Origin of the sequence: Streptomyces sp. NPDC005423 (assembly GCF_040606415.1) — a bacterium.
Taxonomy (GTDB): Bacteria; Actinomycetota; Actinomycetes; order Streptomycetales; family Streptomycetaceae; genus Streptomyces.
This window is the reverse complement of sequence record NZ_JBEXET010000023.1, coordinates 23,491-39,290: the sequence shown is the minus strand read 5'-3', so window position 1 is coordinate 39,290 and position 15,800 is coordinate 23,491. Positions and strand designations below refer to the sequence as shown.

Sequence of the window (15,800 nt, the reverse complement as noted above, 5' to 3'; positions counted from 1 at the left end):
GCGCCGGGCCGCGCCCGGGGCAGCAGCGTCGAGGCCGCCGCGTTGACCTGGAGGAGGGTGCCCTGGGAATCAGCGGCCAGGAGGGGATGGGGGGAGCCGCTCCACAGCGGTCCTTCCCGGGTGCCGGTGCTGTTTTCCGCGTTGGTGGAAGTCACCAAATCAAAGGGGATCCGCTGGGCGAACCCCTCACCTCATAGCCTCATAGAAAAAAAATTGCCGTACGGCAACCATCCTCCTTCGTCTCCCACTTGGCAACCGTCCCCCAAGGCGTGGGCAACCGCCGGGGAGCTGCCCGGAATATGTGCATGGCCCGCCCGAACCGGGGAATTCGCTGCTCGCATCATCCCTGGAACAAGCGGAAGGAAACACCTGATGAAGGAGACGACGGAGCGAACGGGGTCGCTGACGTCGGAGGCAGCGGAAACGCTGCCCTGGATCGAGGACGCCGGAAAGGTCGCTCCGCGTGACGCCCGCGCCCTGTCGAAGGTGTTCTTCGACCGGCTGCGGGTCCTGGAGGAGGGCACCCGGGAGTACCAGTACGCGCGCAACACCCTCATCGAGATGAACCTCTCCCTGGTGCATTTCGCCGCCCGCCGCTTCCGCAACCGCGGCAACGGCGAGATGGAGGACATCATCCAGGTCGGCACGGTCGGCCTCATCAAGGCGATCGACCGCTTCGACCTCTCCCGCGAGACCGAGTTCACCTCCTTCGCCGTGCCCTACATCGTGGGCGAGATCAAGCGCTACTTCCGCGACACCACCTGGGCCGTCCACGTCCCGCGCCGGCTGCAGCAGCTGCGCGGCGAGATATCCAGGTGCGAGGAACGGCTCGCCCTGGACCTGGGCCGCGAACCCACCGTGAGGGAACTCGCCGGGCACCTGGAGCTGAGCGAGAAAGAGGTCGTCGAGGGGCTGGTCGCGGCCAACGGCTACACCGCCGGCTCCCTGGACACCGCCCCCGGCGCGGCGGAGAACCCCGGGGCCACGGAGAGCCGCGGCCTCGCCGACCTCCTCGGCGCGGAGGATCCCGCGCTGGAGAAGATCGAGTACCTGCACGCCCTCGCCCCGCTGATGCGCACCCTGGACGAGCGGGAGCGCCGCGTCGTGGACATGCGCTTCGGCCTGGAGATGACCCAGTCCCAGATCGGGGCCGAGCTGGGCGTCTCCCAGATGCACGTCTCCCGCCTCCTGGCGAAGATCGTGCACAAGCTCCGGGCCGGCCTGGCCGACGAGGACACCGCGCCGTAGGCGCTCCGCACAGCGCTGCGGGGCCGCCAGGAAATCCTGGCGGCCCCGCAGCGCTGTGCGGTCGCGGACGTCAGTCCTTGAAGACGTCCTTGACCTTCTCCTTGGCCTGCCGGGCGTCGCCCTTGGCCTGGTCGGCACGTCCCTCACCGCTCAGACGCTCGTTGCCGACGGCGTCGCCCGCGGCTTCCTTGACCTTGCCCTTGGCCTGCTCGGTCTTGGCCTGAGCCTTCTCATTGCCCGACATTACGCTCAACTCCTGTGAATCACTCGACGGATTCGGCATCAGCACTCGTGACCCGAAAGCCCGCTTCCAAACCGTGCGACGGAAGATTAAAAAAATTCCCGCCGGTGGCCGGTGAACGCGCGGCCGGAGAATGGGGGGAGGGGGAGCGGCACAAGAACAGGAAAAAGGCGCGCGCGGCCCCGGTCGAAAAGCGCCCGCGGAAAGAATTTCCGGGCCCCCGCCACGCCTGCCAGCGCCGCCCCCATATTTCCCGGGGCGGCGCTGGCAGGCGTGGCGGGGGCCTGCGGGGCCGGTCTCAGGCGACCAGCGTCTGGTCGGCCTGGCCCCTGCAGGACCGGCCGGCGGCCGTACCCGACCGCTCCTCGGCCAGCATGGCGTCCGCCTTCGCCAGCGCTTCCTTCACGTCCGAGGTCCCGGTGGTGACGCACAGCGTGTACGACACGTCCTCCAGGACGTGCCGGGTCGCGGCGGTGTCGTCCTCGAGCATCCGGACACACGCCTCCGCGTACCGGGACAGCAGCGCACGCAGGATCCGGGGATGGGGAGTGATCATGTGCGGGGGGCTCCCTTGTTCTTCAACGACTCCCTTCCCGGATGTCCCCTTACGCGCATCTCATGCCTGCCTGTCTCACGGACACCGGTACGCAGCCGCCCTCCTGGGGGTGCGTCAGGTATGCGGAGGGCGCTCCTGGGCGGTGCGGTGGCGCTGGTTGTAGGCGAGCGCCGCCCGGTCGTTCAGGGCGCTGCCCGCCGAGCGCAGGCGCTGACCGAGGGTGTGGGGGGCGGCCGGTTCGACGTCGATGCCCGGGCGTGGCTCCGGCTCGCCCGCCGCGGCCGGCAGCAGCGCGGCCACCGCGTGGCTGAGCCGCGCGGTGAGCACCGGGGCGAGACCGTGCGCGGTGTCCGCGGCCCGCGCGGCGGGGGTGAGCACCAGGCGGATACGGCGGCGCTGGACGGCGGTGACGATCCGGCCGGCCGCGCGGCGCGCGTCCATCGACACCAGCGGGGTGCCCGCCAGGGCGGAGAACCAGGCGAACTCCCGGCGCCGGTCACCGCCGAACACGGCGTGCAGGTGGGAGCCGGTGCGCATGAGGCCGGGATGGACAGCCGTCACCGAGACGCCGTCGCGCGCCGCCTCCGCGTACAGCCCCTCGGCCAGGGCGCCCACGGCGGCCTTGGCGCAGGAGTACGGCAGCAGATGCGGTACGGCGAGCAGACCTCCCACCGAGCCGATCAGGGCCAGCCGTCCGCCGGCCCGGCTCTCGCGCAGGTGGGGGAGGGCTTCGAGGCTGGTGTGCAGGGCGCCGTTGAAGATGGTGCTCATCGCGTCGTCGAATCCGGGCACGCCGGCGGTCTCGGCCGGTGCCACCTGGATGGTGCCGGCGTTGGCGATGACCACGTCGACGCTGCCGCACTCCGCCGCGGTCCGGCGGAACAGACCGGCGACGTCCTGCCTGTCGCGCACGTCGGTCACCGCGGTACGCACGGACCCTTCCGGATGCCGCCGGCGCAGGAGGGCGCGGGCCCGCCGGAGTTCGGCGTCGTCCCGTGCGGCGAGCGTCACCCGGCAGCCGCGGCGCAGCAACTCGTCCGCGAGGAGCAGGCCCAGACCGCGCGAGCCGCCGGTGACCACGGCGCTGAGACCGTGCAGTGATGCCGATGAACGCTGGAGCAGTGGTGGCGGCATGGGACGTCTCTCCCTGTTCTTCGAGGCCGGGGGAAGCCCGGGGGAAGGGGCAGCCGTGGCCGGGGGCGGTGGGGGCTGTCCGCCGCCACCCGGGGAAAGGGGGTGGCCGCCAGGCGGGTACGGGCGCCCCGGGACCGCCTGAGTACCCTCCCGCCGGACGGCCAATCCGCCGCCCCGGGCCCTGCCGTGGACGCCGGCCCGCGAGGGGCCGGCCCGGGCGGACATACCGCCCCCGGTATCCGGGCGGTACGTGCGTGAAGACGCCCGGCGCGGTTACCCGAGGGGTGCACCGCGTGCACGGGGGGTGCGTGACGGGCAGGTGGCACACCGGCCCGTCCGCCCGCACGAGGTGGGCGCCGGCCGGCGCCGTGTATTTGGAGGTTACCGATGTCTGTCTCACCCCCGTCCGACCCGCTGGCCGAACTCTCCGCAGCCGGGGTGTCCGTCTGGCTGGACGACCTCTCCCGCGAACTGCTGGCCGGCGGCGGACTGGAGAAGCTGATCACCGACCGGCACGTCGTGGGGGTCACGACCAACCCCACGATCTTCGCCTCAGCCCTGTCCAAGGGGGAGCGCTACGGCGAGCAGCTGCGCCGGCTGGGCGGCGAGGGGGCGAGCGTCGACGACGCCGTCTACGCCCTCACCACCGACGACGTACGCACCGGCTGCGAGGTGTTCCAGGGGGTGCACCAGCAGACCGGCGGGACCGACGGACGGGTCTCCATCGAGGTCGATCCCCGGCTGGCCAGGGACACCGACGCCACCATCGAGCAGGCACGCAGACTGTGGGAGACGGTCGCGCGGCCCAACCTCATGGTCAAGATCCCGGCCACCCGCGAGGGACTCGCCGCCATCACCGCTGTCATCGCCCGGGGCATCAGCGTCAACGTCACGCTGATCTTCTCCCTGGACCGCTACCGCGCGGTGATGGACGCCTACCTGTCCGGCCTGGAGCAGGCCCGGGACGCCGGCCACGACCTGTCCGGCATCCACTCCGTCGCCTCCTTCTTCGTCTCCCGCGTCGACACCGAGGTCGACCGCCGCCTCGACGCGCTGGGCACCCCCGAGGCCCGGGCGCTCAAGGGCAGGGCCGCGATCGCCAACGCCCGGCTCGCCCACCAGGCCTACGAGGAGATGACCGCCGGGCCGCGCTGGCAGGCCCTGGCCGCGGCCGGAGCCCGCCCCCAGCGGCCCCTGTGGGCGTCCACCGGCGTCAAGGACCCGGCCTACCCCGACACGATGTACGTCAGCGAACTGGCCATCGCGGGCACGGTGAACACCATGCCCGGCACCACCCTGCAGGCCTTCGCCGACCACGGCACCCTCTCCGCCCGCCCGCCGGGCGCCCAGGGACACGCCGCCGCGAGCGCCCACTTCGCGGAGCTGGCGCGGGCCGGCGTCGACTTCACCGATGTCACCGACACCCTCGAACGCGAGGGGCTGGCCAAGTTCGAGGCCAGCTGGAACGAGCTGGGGGAGTCGGTGGCCCGCGAGATGCACGCCCCCGCCCCTTCGGGCGAGGACACCCCGGACGGTGCCGGGCTGCTGGCGATCTACCTCAACGACCACCTCTCCGGCGCCACCGCCGGTCTGGAGCTCTTCCGCAGGGCCGCACAGGCCCAGCAGGACCACGACCCCGACACCGACCCCAACCCCGGTCAGAACCACGACGACCAGGACCAGGCCACCGTGCTGGGCGAACTGGCCCGGCAGGTCGAACAGGACCGGGACGCGCTGACCCGGATCATGACCGACCTCGGGGTGGGGACCGACCGCACGAAGGTCGCCGTCGGCTGGGTCGCGGAGAAGGCGGGCCGCCTCAAGCTCAACGGCCACCTCTTCTCCCGCTCCCCGCTCAGCGACCTCCTGGAGCTGGAATCCATGCTCCTGGGCGTCCTGGGCAAGGCAGCGTGCTGGCGCACCCTGAGCACACTCGCCAAGACCGACACCCGGCTGCGCCCCGAGGAGCTGGAGACCCTGCTGGAGCGCGCCGAGGACCAGGCCGCCGCCCTGGAACAGCTGCGGCTGGCCGCGGCGGACCGGGTCTTCCCCGCCGCCCAGCCCTCCGCCTGACCCCACCCCCACCGGCCCGCGCGCCCTCCGCGCGGGCCGGTGGGGTGAAATCCGGTACCGCCCGGGCGTACCGGCTGCGTCGCGGTTACCGAAGGGGGTAACCGCGCTGTGCGGACTTCCCGCGGGTCCCTCCTCCGGGACGGCCCGCGCCCATCCGGCCACCCCCTCAAGGAACGGAACCCTGTGAGCGCCAAGAAGAACCCGGTGGCAGCTGCCGCCGACAAGGTCGTCGAGAAGGTCCAGGAGGCCGTCCGGCCCGGTAACGAGATCCCCGGCGCGCCGGGCCCGGTACCGCCCCCGCTGGAGGAGCCCACCGAGCCGGCCGGTCCGCTGCCGCCCAAACACGACCAGCGGGGGCCCGACACCTACAGCCCCACCGGCCAGGAGACCGGGGTGGCGCAGAAGAAGGTCGCCCAGGGCGGCGACCGGCTCACCACCGCCCAGGGCGCCCGGCTGTACGACACCGACCACTCGCTGAAGGCGGGCCCGCGCGGACCGGTGCTCCTCCAGGACCACCACCTGCGGGAGAAGATCACCCACTTCGACCACGAACGCATCCCCGAGCGGGTCGTGCACGCCCGTGGCGCCGCCGCGCACGGCGTCTTCCAGGGGTACGGCGCCGCCGAGCGGATCAGCAAGGCGGCCTTCCTCGGCAAGGACGTCGAGACGCCCGTCTTCGTGCGTTTCTCGACCGTGCTGGGCTCGCGCGGCTCCGCCGACACGGTGCGCGACACCCGGGGCTTCGCGACGAAGTTCTACACCTCCGAGGGCGTCTTCGACCTGGTCGGCAACAACATCCCGGTCTTCTTCATCCAGGACGCGATCAAGTTCCCGGACGTGATCCACGCCGGCAAACCGCACCCGGACCGGGAGATCCCCCAGGCGCAGAGCGCGCACGACACCTTCTGGGACTTCGTCACCCTGCACACCGAGGCCACCCACCACACGCTGTGGAACATGTCCGACCGGGGCATCCCCCGCTCCTACCGGATGATGGAGGGCTTCGGCGTCCACACCTTCCGGCTGGTCAACGCCGAGGGCGCCACCACGCTGGTGAAGTTCCACTGGAAGCCCAAGCTCGGCGTGCACTCCCTGGTGTGGGAGGAGGCGCAGATCACCGCGGGCATGGACCCCGACTTCCACCGCCGCGACCTCGCCGACGCGATCGAGGCCGGCGCCTTCCCCCAGTGGGAGCTGGGCGTGCAGACCTTCCCCGACACCGAGGACCAGATGTTCGAGGGCATCGACCTCCTCGACCCGACGAAGATCGTGCCCGAGGAACTGGCCCCGGTCCAGCCCGTCGGCCTGCTCACCCTCAACGCCAACCCCTCCAACTACTTCGCCGAGACCGAGCAGGTCGCCTTCCACCTCGGCAACCTCGTCCCCGGCATCGACGTCACCAACGACCCGCTGCTGCAGGGCCGCCTCTTCTCCTACCTCGACACCCAGCTCACCCGGCTGGGCGGCCCCAACTTCAACCAGCTGCCGATCAACCGCACCCACACCCCGGTCAACGACATGCTGCGCGACGGCATGCACCAGACCGCCGTCCACCGCGGCGTGGCCCCCTACCGGCCCAACTCCCTCGACGGCGGCTGCCCGTTCCTGGCCGGCGCCGACACCGGCGCCTACATCGAGGTCCCCGTGGAGGTCCCCGCGGCCCGCAAGGTCCGCGAAGCCGCCGCCTCCTTCGACGACCACTACAGCCAGGCCCGCCTGTTCTGGCTGAGCATGACCCCCACCGAACGCGAGCACATCGTCGCCGCGTACACCTTCGAGCTGAACAAGTGCTGGGAGAACGCGATCAAGGAACGGGCGCTGAAGGTGCTCGCCAACATCGGCCCCGACCTGTGCGCACAGGTCGCCGCCGGCCTCGGCCTGCCCGCCCCCGCGCCCACGGTGCCCCTCACCGAGCCGCAGCCCAGCCCCGCCCTCTCCCAGCTCGGCGGCGTCTGGCCGCTGGACGGCCGGATCATCGGCATCGTCACCGCGGGCGAGCAGGACCTGAGCGGGGTGCGGTCGGTCCGGCAGGCGATCCTGGACGCCGGAATGGTTCCGCTGGTGATCGCCCCCACCGGCGGCACCCTCGACGGCGACGGCGACCCCGTCACCGTCCAGCGCACCTTCGCCACCGCCCGCTCCACCGAGTTCGACGCCCTCCTGATCGCCGGCGCCCCCGCCCCGGGCGCCGACGCCTACGGCGCGCGCGACGCCAAGGTGGACGACGGCACGGCCCTGGCCACGGGGATCGACCCCCGGGTCCTGCTGATGATCACCGAGGCCTACCGGCACGGCAAGGCCCTCGGCGTATGGGCCGACGGGGCGGAGGCCCTGCGGGTCGCGGGCATCGCCCCCGACGCCCCCGGCGTCGTCACCGCCGACAGCGCCGGCACCGCCCTGGCCGCGCTCACCGAGCTGCTGGGCCGCCACCGCGCCTGGGACCGTTTCACCCCGGCCGTGTGACGCCCGGCCCCGCGCCTCCCGCCCACCGGCCGGGCGGGAGGCGCGGGCACCCCGCCCGCCCCGCCCGCCTCCCGGCCGCTGGCCCGCAAGCCGCTCCACCGGCTCTCAACTGCCGTGTGAGGGCGGGAAGTTCACAGCCAGGACAGCCAGGACAGCCAGGACGCGCGGGGCCGGCTCACTCCGGCCGGGACGTTCCGTCCGGTCCCCGGTGCTGGTGGAGGTACTCGAGCGCGTCCAGCACGACCGTGCGCCGGTACCAGGAGCGCCACAGCTCGATCTCGGCCGCCAGCACGTCGAGCGCGTCGTCCTGTTCGGCCGTCAGCCAGGAGCCGGGCTTGGCCCAGTGCAGGGTCAGGGCGCCGGTGCAGTACCCCTCGGCAGCGATCAGGGGGACACAGTGCAAGGCGCGGCTGCCCGCCGCCAGGAGCGCGCGGCCGGCGGGGTGGACGGGCAGGGCGGGATCGGCGGCGATGTCGGGGACGGTCACCGCCGCGCCCCGGGCCTGGGCGCGGGCACAGACGTAGGGCGGCCCGAGGACGAGGGCGGCCTGGTCGCGGTAGGCGGGGCCGAGTCCGTGGTGCTGTTCGAGCATGAGCGCGTCGTCCTGCGCCGGGTCGGCCAGATGGAGTTCGGCCGCGTCCACTCCCGCCAGTCCGACCGCCTCGTGGAGGGCGGCGGTGAGGACCTGCCGCCGGTCGTGGGCGTCGATGCCGTACGTGTGCAGCAGGGCCGTGGCGGGGGGCGGCACCCGGGTGGGGCGCCCGGCGAACCAGCGCGCGTCGGACCGGGGTGCCGGAGCGGTGACGACGGCGGAGGCCAGGATGCGCAGCGGCACGTTGTGGTGCTGGGAGCCCTCCCGGAGCAGGACGAAGGCGGCAGCCGGGCCGGACAGCGCGTACCGTGCCATGAGGATGCCCTGGGCGACACCGATCAGAGTCCTGGTACGGGCCCTGGCCCGCAGCCCGAAGACCTCGCCCTGGAGTCCGGTCACCTCGCCCTGGAGTCCGAAGACCTCGCCCTGGAGCCCGGTCACCTCGCCCTGGAGCCCGAACAGCTCCCCCTGCAATCCGCTCACCTCGCCCTGGAGCCCGAAGACCTCGCCCTCCAGTCCGGTGGCCTCGCGGGGGAGCACGGCCCTCTCCCCGGCCGCCGGGGCGGCCAGCGCGGCCAGCGCGCCGGCGAGGGTGTCGTGGAGCCGGATGCCGGGGATCTCCGTGCGCTCCAGCACCGCGCGGACGGCCGGCGCCGCGCCGACGGCCAGCACGGGGGCGTGCGCGAGGTGCTCGGTGACCCGCTGGAGGGTGGCGCGGGCCTCCTGGCTGAGCGAGCTCACCCCGGCCAGGTCCAGGACGAGCCGCCGGTCGTCCAGGCCGGCCTGCCCGAGCTGCCGGCGCAGCTCCCGCTCCAGCTCTGGACCGGTCTCGGGGCCGAGGACACCCGACAGGCACACCACGGTGGTGAGGCCGGTGACCGTTCGTAGGGTCAAGGTTGGGTGGCTCGTCATGCGTATCGCTCCAGCAACCGTGCGCCGTTGTCGGCGGGCTTGCGCCGGTCGCGCACCGACGACCGAGGCGGCCCCTGCCTGACCGCGCGCTTCCACCTTCCCCCTGCCGGAGGGTGTATGCAAGGACGCGCCGACTGTGTCCCGGGCGCTCGCCGGCGCCCGCCGGCGCCCCCTGACGCACCGCCCTCTGACGGGGTGCGGGCCGTCCCAGGTCACCGGCCCGGCCGGCGTCCGCACCTCCCGGCGGGCTGTCCCCGGCCGCCGGCGGAGGCGGGAACGAGGACCGCCGCGGCCCGATGCCGGGCGCCGCGGCCTACCGCTGGCGCGCCTCGGCGACGACGGTAGGGGGCAGAGCGCGGGTGACCAGGGCGTAGGCGGTCTCGGTGAGACGCAGCCGCCGCTCGTGCACATAGGCGCTGAGCAGGCGGGCGGCCTCGGCGATGGTGGCGCCCGTGTGCTGCGCGAGCATGCCCTTGCAGTCCATGCAGGGACTGCGGCCGTTCTGCATCTGGAGCAGCTCGGCGAAGGCGGCCTCCTCGTCGGTGGTCGCCATGGTCTTCAGCTCACCCCGGGCGTCGGCGATCATCACCGCCGCCGCGTCCACGTCCAGCAGGTCCTGGCAGCTGTGGACCAGGCGGTGGAAGAGGGAGAGGGGGCGAACTCGGCGGCGTAGGTGTCGGACAGGGCGACGAACACCTGTGCCAGCTGCCGCTCGCGGTTCATGGTCGCCTCCCCAGCGCTGTCGTTGCGGATAAGGACATCTGGGCCGGGCCGTTCAGTCATCGCGCAGGTCCAGCGTGCGGCCGATGACCGCCCGGGCCACCTCGACGGTGGTACGGCCCTGGGCGAACGCCCGTGCCCGCAGCCGCAGCAGGGCCTCCTCGGCGCTCACATCGAGCTGCACCATGATCATCCCGGTGGCCTGGTGCACCTTCTCGCGGTCGGCTTCCACTCCTGCCAGCCACGTTACGACTCCTTCGGGGTCCGAGGAAGCGTGATCGAGGGCGGTGACCGCCAGAGTGACCGCGTCGGCGACCAGCAGCGCGGTGCGGACCTGGTCACCGCTGAGGAAACCCGGCACGTCCATGTACAGGTCCAGGGTGCCCAGCGCGATACCGGTGCCCCCCAGCGGCAGCGAGAAGGCCGCCCCCGCTCCGGCCTTGGCGGCCTGCGTGGAGAACAGAGGCCAGCGGCGGGCGTCCGGAGGCCGGGTCAGGTCGGCCGCGAAGACCGGCGCGCGCAGTCGCAGCGCCTCCTGGCACGGCCCCTCGCCCAGCGTGTACTGGATCTCCGCGAGCCGTGCGGCGACCTCGTCACTGGCGCACAGCACCACACCCAGGTCGAGGCTGTCGGCCATGACGGAGATCGACAGGCCCGAGACCACCGGCAGGAGTGAGACGCAGGTACGGCACAGCGCGTTGGGCATCTGGGACGGTGACATCCCGCGTACCCCGGCGATGAGTTCGCGGGCGATACGGGTCCGCTCGGCCGCTGTTTCTTCCTGGGCGTCCCCGCCGTCCCGCGGGGCCCCCTGTGGGTCGTCGCCCCCCATATCCCTCACCTCCCCACAGTCGCCTGGCACCACGGCATCACCCGATCGATCTTGGCACAAGCCCCGGGCGCCCCCGCTCGCTGCCTCCGCACCCCGAGTGTCCGCCCCGTGCCAGGGGAAACGCCGTCCGGCCGGCACGGAGAGGCGTCCGGGTCCCGCAGGACCGGGACCGGACCCGCCCGGCCAGGGAGCCACCCCCGGGACACCACTCTTACAGATGCAGGTACGACAGAAGTCCACGCACCGGGCCGAAAGGAAACCTGTTGTGGTGACGATAGACATTAGGTCGCCGCAGGGGTACTGTTGAGGGTGTACCCAGGAAGTCGAACGGCACGGCAGGGACGAACCGCCGTGCGTGCGCACCAGGCAGGACGTGGCTCGGCCGAGAGCCGCGAGTGGTTGAGCAGTACCCGCGGTACCCAGCAGTACGACGGAGCAACGACGAAGGTAAGGAGCAGACGCCATCAGGATCGCCCGGGCGAGGAGGACTGCCGCCCGGGTACCGCAGGCCCCGGATAGGAAGGTGGTCCCCGGTCACGCATCCGCGATCCCCGCAGCACCGCCCCTCCGGGCGGACCTGCGGACAGAGAACGCCGGCGCTGTTCGCCGGTAGATGGTGTTGAAAGTTAGGGGCCCGGGCGCCGACACGGCACCCGGGCCCCCCGACGCGTCCCCGGAAGAAGAGGTCTATGCCCCCTGTCCGTTCCCGTCCCGTCGACAAGCTCGACGATGACGACTACCCCGCCTACACCATGGGCCGCGCCGCCGAGATGCTCGGCACCACCCCCGCCTTCCTCCGCGCCCTCGGCGACCACCGCCTGATCACCCCGGGGCGCTCCGAAGGCGGCCACCGCCGTTACTCCCGCTACCAGCTGCGCGTCGCCGCCCGCGCCCGGGAACTCGTCGACCGGGGCACCCCCATCGAGGCCGCCTGCCGCATCGTCATCCTCGAGGACCAGCTCGAAGAGGCCCGGCGCACCAACGACCGCCTGCGCACCCACGGCTACCAGGAACAGGCGAAGACCCCGGCCTGACCCCGGCAGCCCGGTGCCGGCGCCCGGCTGCCGGAGCGCGGCGCCGCACCGCCTTCGCCGCGGTGGGCGCCGCGTCGGCCGGGGTCTTCCGGGGGTCAGGCCGGCTGCCAGGAGAGGATCGGCCGGTACGGCGACTCGATGCCGGCGGCCGCGATGAGGGCCGGCGGGACCTCGGACGCCCCGGTGACGGCGTGGTTGTCCTGGATCAGGACGCCCTTGCTGTCGTAGTCGGCGGGGCCGCCCGGCCAGTAGTTGCCCTCGATGTCGGTCGGGTCGTACGTCCCGTCGCCCAGGGTGTAGTTGACGTGTTTGCTGCCCCAGGGGGAGACGCTGATGTTCCACACCGCGTTGCCGAGGACGGACACGTAGGAGGCGCCGTTGTCGGTGTACAGGACGTGGCCGCCGGAGGTGTTGAGCTGGTCGTGGACCACGTTGCCGCTGACGTGCTCACCGCTCGCCATGGAGGTGCCGGTGATCCCGTTGGTGTAGACGGCGCCGCCGTCGCCCAGCAGCGCCATGTGGTCGTGGATCAGGTTGTCCGAGACGGTGTTGTGGTGGGAGTAGTTGGGCTGGGCGGGCAGGCTCACCTTGTCGGGCCAGCCGCCCCAGCCGATGGAGATCGCCGTGTAGGGCACGTGGTCGATCTGGTTGTGGGTGACGGTCGAGGTCTCGATGTAGCCGGCGTCGATGGCGACCCCGCCGTGGTACTCGGTGGCGGTGTCGTAGAAGTGGCTGTCCTTGACGGTGATCGCGCTGGTGTGCTGGGCGGAGGTGGTGGGCTGGGGGATGTCGACGCCGCCCAGGTCGAGGCCGTTGCCGGAGATGTCGGTGAACACGCAGGCGGTGACCGTGTCGCTCTGCGAGCCGTCGCCGAGGTCGAGTCCGGCCGCGCCGAGGTGGACGAAGTAGTCGTGGTCGAAGTGGATGCTCTTGTCGTAGGTGAACCGCACCGCGCCCGGCATCTTCGTCCAGTTGCCGTAGGGGCAGGAGCCGCCGGGGACGAAGCCGCACAGGCCCTGGGTGGCGTAGCCGGTGGCGCCGGTGACCTGGTAGGTCGCCTGGATCTCGGAGAAGCCGGTGCCGGTGTCGGAGGCGGTGTAGTTCGCGTAGCTGAACTGGATGCCCTGGAAGCCGACGTGGGTGGGCTCGTCCGAGGCGCTGCCGGAGGAGGCCACCAGGGTGTCGAGCGAGGGCGCCTCGACGTCCGCGGTGCTCAGGTTCTCCCCGGGGCGCGGAATGTAGTAGAACCGGTGCTCGCTCCTGTCGAGGTAGAACTCGCCCGGCTGGTCGAGGAGTTCGTAGGCGTTCTCCACCGCGGTGGGCGCCTCGGTGATCGAGGCGCGGCCGACCAGGTTGTAGGTGCGGCCGGAGCCGTCGGTGCGCATCACCCGCCGGGTGGAGTTGTTCCAGCAGGGCTGGCCCATGGTGACGGCGGTGGAGGTGACGGAGGCGACCGGGCAGCGCGGTTCGGTCCACAGCCCCAGGCCGCCGCGGTAGACGAACTCGATCGCCGAGGGGTTGCGCCAGCCGGCCATCGGGTCGCCGGAGGCGGTGGTGTAGCCGGCCGCGGTCTGGGTCAGCGACACCGGCAGGGAGCCCGTCGCGCGCCGGGCGCGCACACCGTCCACGTACAGCTGCCGGGTGTCCAGGCCGCTGGGGGCCGGGGCGGACCAGATACCGCCGGTGCCGGTGCCGGTCCAGCCGGTGATGGGGACACCGCCGCTGATCACGGGGGTCTGGCCGGCCGCCGCCTTCCACCAGACAGTGCCGGCCGTACCGCCGCCTGAGTCCGCGGCGGTGAAGGTCAGCGTCTTCGTCAGCCGGTAGACGCCGCCGGCCAGGGTCACGGTGACCGGGCCGGAGGTGGAGGTGTCGACGGCCCGGACCGCGCTCTGGGCCTTGGTGAGGGTGCGGAAGGGGGCGGCGGCGCTGGTCCCGGGGTTGCTGTCGCTGCCGCCGGGCGAGACGAAGTAGGTGACCGCGGCCGCCGCGTGGGCCGGCGGGGCGAGCACTCCGAGGGGCAGAAGCGCGCAGAGGAAGCCCGCCAGGACACGATAAGACCCGATGAATAAGCGGAACGCTTCCATGGGTCTGGTGCCGTACGCCTGCTCTCTTGTGGGAAACATGCTGGCAAAGTAGGGGTGCCGCAAGGAGACGTCAACGACCCGGACGGTAAGACATCGGATCAATTTTCTGGGGGTTGCCTCAGGCCTCAGGGGAGAGCGGCGTCCGCAGGGCGAGGAGGGCGACGTCGTCGTCGTTGGCTGTGGGGCGGACCCGGCGCAGCAGCTGGTCGGTGAAGGAGGCCAGCGGGCGGTGGGCGAGGCCGGCGGCGTGCCGGCGCAGCTGGTGCAGGCCCTCGTCGAGCGTGTGGCCGGGCTCCTCGATCAGGCCGTCGGTGTACAGCACGAGGGTGGAGCCGGGCGGCAGCAGGGCGGTGGCGTCGGTGCGCGGCCTGCGGGCTCCGGTGCCCAGGAGGATGCCGTGGCCGTCGGTGAGGTAGGTGGCCAGGCCGTCGTGGCCGATCAGGAGCGGCGGCGGGTGGCCGGCGTTGGTCCAGGTCAGTTTCCACCGGCCGTCCTCGGCCTCCTCCACCCGCGCCAGGATCATGGTGGCCATGGCCACGTCGGTGATGTGCCGCAGCGCCTCGTCGAGGCGCTGGACGATCAGGCTGGGCGGCTCGTGCAGGGCCCAGGCGTAGGCGCGGAGCATGTTGCGCACCTGCGCCATGCCGGCCGCGGCCTCCAGGTCGTGGCCGACGACATCGCCGATGGCCAGCGCGGTGGCGCCGTCGGAGAGGGAGAAGGCGTCGTACCAGTCGCCTCCCACCTGCGAGGCGTCGGGCGCGGGCAGGTAGCGGACCGTCATCTGCAGCCCGGGCACGCTCGGCATCTGGGGCAGCAGATGGTTCTGCATGGTCTCGGCGACCTTGCGCTGACGCTGGTAGAGGCGGGCGTTGTCCAGCGCGAGGCCGGCCCGGCGGGCGATGTCCTCGATCAGGGGCAGGTCGCCGGTGCTGAAGTCCCCCGGCTGGCCGGCCCGGCCCACGGTCAGCGCTCCCAGGACCGCGCGGGTGCTGCGGATGGGGGCGATGGCCGCGGAGTGGATGCCGGTGGCGTCGAAGAGGCGGCGCTGTTCGACTGCGATGCCGGAGTCCGGCGGGTCCTGGTAGGTCTGCGGGCCGGCCAGTGTCGAGGCGACCCCGCGCAGGGCCCGCGACAGCGGCATCGGGGACTCCTGGGGGACCGGCGGCATCGGTCCCTGCAACTCCTCGTGGCGCACCACGGTGTCACCGTCGGCTTCGGCGACGACCGTGCGCCACACCTCGTCCCGCTCGGTGATCAGGTCGATGACCGCCCAGTCCGCCAGCCGCGGCACCACCAGCCGCACCAGCCGCCGCAGGGCCTCTTCGACGTCGAGCGTGGAGGTCAGCTGGGTGGTGGTCTCGGCCAGCAGCGCGAGCCGTTCCAGTTCGGGCAGCAGCGTCGCGGGCGCCTCCGGCGGCGCGTCGGGCCGGCGCTCCTGCCGGGAGTGGAAGAGGACGAGCGTGCCGGGTTCGTGGGCGCCGGGCTCGAAGGGGGTTATCAGCCACGAGATGGGCAGCAGGGAGCCGTCCCCGCGGGCGAAGTAGTCCTCGTCCGTCTGGACGGTGCTCCTGGTGTGGAAGGACTGCCACATACGGCACTGCGACCTCGACATGCGCTGGCCGTGGGCGTCCCGGTGCAGCAGGTCGTGCGCGTCGTGGCCGAGGAGCTCCGCGGCGGACCGGCCCAGGAACTGCTCGGCGCGGGAGTTGACGCCGAGGATGAGGCCCTCCTCGTCCACGACGTACGCCCCGGTCCCGATGGCTTCCAGCAGCCCGCCGAGCACCTCGGCAGGGGCCGCCGGGAGCCGCTGCCCGTGGGTCTGCGTGTGCTCCGGTCCTGCCATGCCCTGATCTCCCTAGCTGACTCGCGGCCCGCCCGCTGAGCGGTGGCCGCTTACCCCGACTGCCC

At 72.5% G+C, this 15,800-nt stretch carries 12 protein-coding genes and 1 pseudogene; 4 read left to right on the top strand and 9 right to left on the bottom strand.

All coding sequences use genetic code 11. From position 1 onward, the window contains the following. Positions 1-372 precede the first annotated feature (372 nt). Positions 373-1,248 carry a SigB/SigF/SigG family RNA polymerase sigma factor gene (locus tag ABZT12_RS23465; RefSeq protein ID WP_356387888.1) on the top strand — a complete coding sequence of 292 codons (876 nt, stop codon included), beginning with the start codon at positions 373-375 and terminating at the stop codon, positions 1,246-1,248. Positions 1,249-1,318: 70 nt separating this feature from the next. Here the strand turns inward: ABZT12_RS23465 and ABZT12_RS23460 are convergent, their stop codons facing one another. From ABZT12_RS23460 to ABZT12_RS23450, 3 genes are all read right to left on the bottom strand, one after another. Then, complete coding sequence (locus tag ABZT12_RS23460) at positions 1,319-1,492, bottom strand: CsbD family protein (protein WP_356387885.1); 174 nt, start codon at positions 1,490-1,492, stop codon at positions 1,319-1,321. A gap of 295 nt (positions 1,493-1,787) precedes the next feature. After that, positions 1,788-2,045 carry a DUF5133 domain-containing protein gene (locus tag ABZT12_RS23455; protein WP_356387882.1) on the bottom strand — a complete coding sequence of 86 codons (258 nt, stop codon included), beginning with the start codon at positions 2,043-2,045 and terminating at the stop codon, positions 1,788-1,790. A 114-nt stretch (positions 2,046-2,159) separates the two neighbouring features. Further along, positions 2,160-3,179 (bottom strand): SDR family NAD(P)-dependent oxidoreductase, encoded by a 1,020-nt coding sequence (locus ABZT12_RS23450; protein ID WP_356387878.1) that lies wholly within the window; start codon positions 3,177-3,179, stop codon positions 2,160-2,162. Between the two features lie 387 nt (positions 3,180-3,566). Here ABZT12_RS23450 and tal point away from each other — a divergent pair. Together tal and ABZT12_RS23440 are read left to right on the top strand one after the other, a co-directional pair. Next, positions 3,567-4,682: pseudogene (gene tal / locus ABZT12_RS23445) on the top strand (transaldolase); the annotation flags it as partial. A 753-nt stretch (positions 4,683-5,435) separates the two neighbouring features. Next, positions 5,436-7,715 (top strand): catalase, encoded by a 2,280-nt coding sequence (locus ABZT12_RS23440; RefSeq protein ID WP_356387875.1) that lies wholly within the window; start codon positions 5,436-5,438, stop codon positions 7,713-7,715. 175 nt (positions 7,716-7,890) lie between these two features. On the opposite strand, the gene ABZT12_RS23435 is transcribed toward ABZT12_RS23440, so the two are convergent. The 4 genes from ABZT12_RS23435 to ABZT12_RS23420 all read right to left on the bottom strand — a co-directional run bounded on the left by ABZT12_RS23435 (position 7,891) and on the right by ABZT12_RS23420 (position 10,771). Beyond that, positions 7,891-9,201, bottom strand: a complete 1,311-nt coding sequence (locus ABZT12_RS23435; protein ID WP_356387873.1) for an ANTAR domain-containing protein — start codon at positions 9,199-9,201, stop codon at positions 7,891-7,893. Positions 9,202-9,532: 331 nt separating this feature from the next. Further along, complete coding sequence (locus tag ABZT12_RS23430; protein ID WP_356387870.1) at positions 9,533-9,823, bottom strand: hypothetical protein; 291 nt, start codon at positions 9,821-9,823, stop codon at positions 9,533-9,535. Further along, a complete protein-coding gene (locus ABZT12_RS23425) occupies positions 9,805-9,942 on the bottom strand; it encodes a hypothetical protein (protein ID WP_356387867.1) in 138 nt (45 codons plus the stop codon). The genes ABZT12_RS23430 and ABZT12_RS23425 overlap by 19 nt, the downstream gene beginning before the upstream one ends. A 52-nt stretch (positions 9,943-9,994) precedes the next feature. Further along, the gene (locus ABZT12_RS23420; RefSeq protein WP_356387864.1) at positions 9,995-10,771 is read right to left on the bottom strand and encodes a GAF and ANTAR domain-containing protein; all 777 of its coding nucleotides are present in this window, start codon (positions 10,769-10,771) and stop codon (positions 9,995-9,997) included. 689 nt (positions 10,772-11,460) lie between these two features. On the opposite strand from ABZT12_RS23420, the gene ABZT12_RS23415 reads away from it, so the two are divergent. Beyond that, entirely contained in the window at positions 11,461-11,805 is a 345-nt protein-coding gene (locus ABZT12_RS23415) for a helix-turn-helix domain-containing protein (RefSeq protein ID WP_356387861.1), read from the top strand. A gap of 95 nt (positions 11,806-11,900) precedes the next feature. On the opposite strand, the gene ABZT12_RS23410 is transcribed toward ABZT12_RS23415, so the two are convergent. Continuing rightward, positions 11,901-13,931: a fibronectin type III domain-containing protein gene (locus ABZT12_RS23410; RefSeq protein WP_356387858.1), complete on the bottom strand. Its 2,031-nt coding sequence runs from the start codon at positions 13,929-13,931 to the stop codon at positions 11,901-11,903. Between the two features lie 79 nt (positions 13,932-14,010). Next, a complete protein-coding gene (locus ABZT12_RS23405) occupies positions 14,011-15,735 on the bottom strand; it encodes a SpoIIE family protein phosphatase (RefSeq protein ID WP_356387855.1) in 1,725 nt (574 codons plus the stop codon). Positions 15,736-15,800: the final 65 nt, after the last annotated feature.

Coding starts and splice junctions, on each gene's coding strand:
- ABZT12_RS23420 (WP_356387864.1), bottom strand. CDS start 10,771: ATGGGGGGCGACGACCCACAGGGGGCCCCGCGGGACGGCGGGGACGCC.
- ABZT12_RS23410 (WP_356387858.1), bottom strand. CDS start 13,931: ATGTTTCCCACAAGAGAGCAGGCGTACGGCACCAGACCCATGGAAGCG.
- ABZT12_RS23405 (WP_356387855.1), bottom strand. CDS start 15,735: ATGGCAGGACCGGAGCACACGCAGACCCACGGGCAGCGGCTCCCGGCG.
- ABZT12_RS23415 (WP_356387861.1), top strand. CDS start 11,461: ATGCCCCCTGTCCGTTCCCGTCCCGTCGACAAGCTCGACGATGACGAC.
- ABZT12_RS23450 (WP_356387878.1), bottom strand. CDS start 3,179: ATGCCGCCACCACTGCTCCAGCGTTCATCGGCATCACTGCACGGTCTC.
- ABZT12_RS23465 (WP_356387888.1), top strand. CDS start 373: ATGAAGGAGACGACGGAGCGAACGGGGTCGCTGACGTCGGAGGCAGCG.
- ABZT12_RS23460 (WP_356387885.1), bottom strand. CDS start 1,492: ATGTCGGGCAATGAGAAGGCTCAGGCCAAGACCGAGCAGGCCAAGGGC.
- ABZT12_RS23425 (WP_356387867.1), bottom strand. CDS start 9,942: ATGAACCGCGAGCGGCAGCTGGCACAGGTGTTCGTCGCCCTGTCCGAC.
- ABZT12_RS23455 (WP_356387882.1), bottom strand. CDS start 2,045: ATGATCACTCCCCATCCCCGGATCCTGCGTGCGCTGCTGTCCCGGTAC.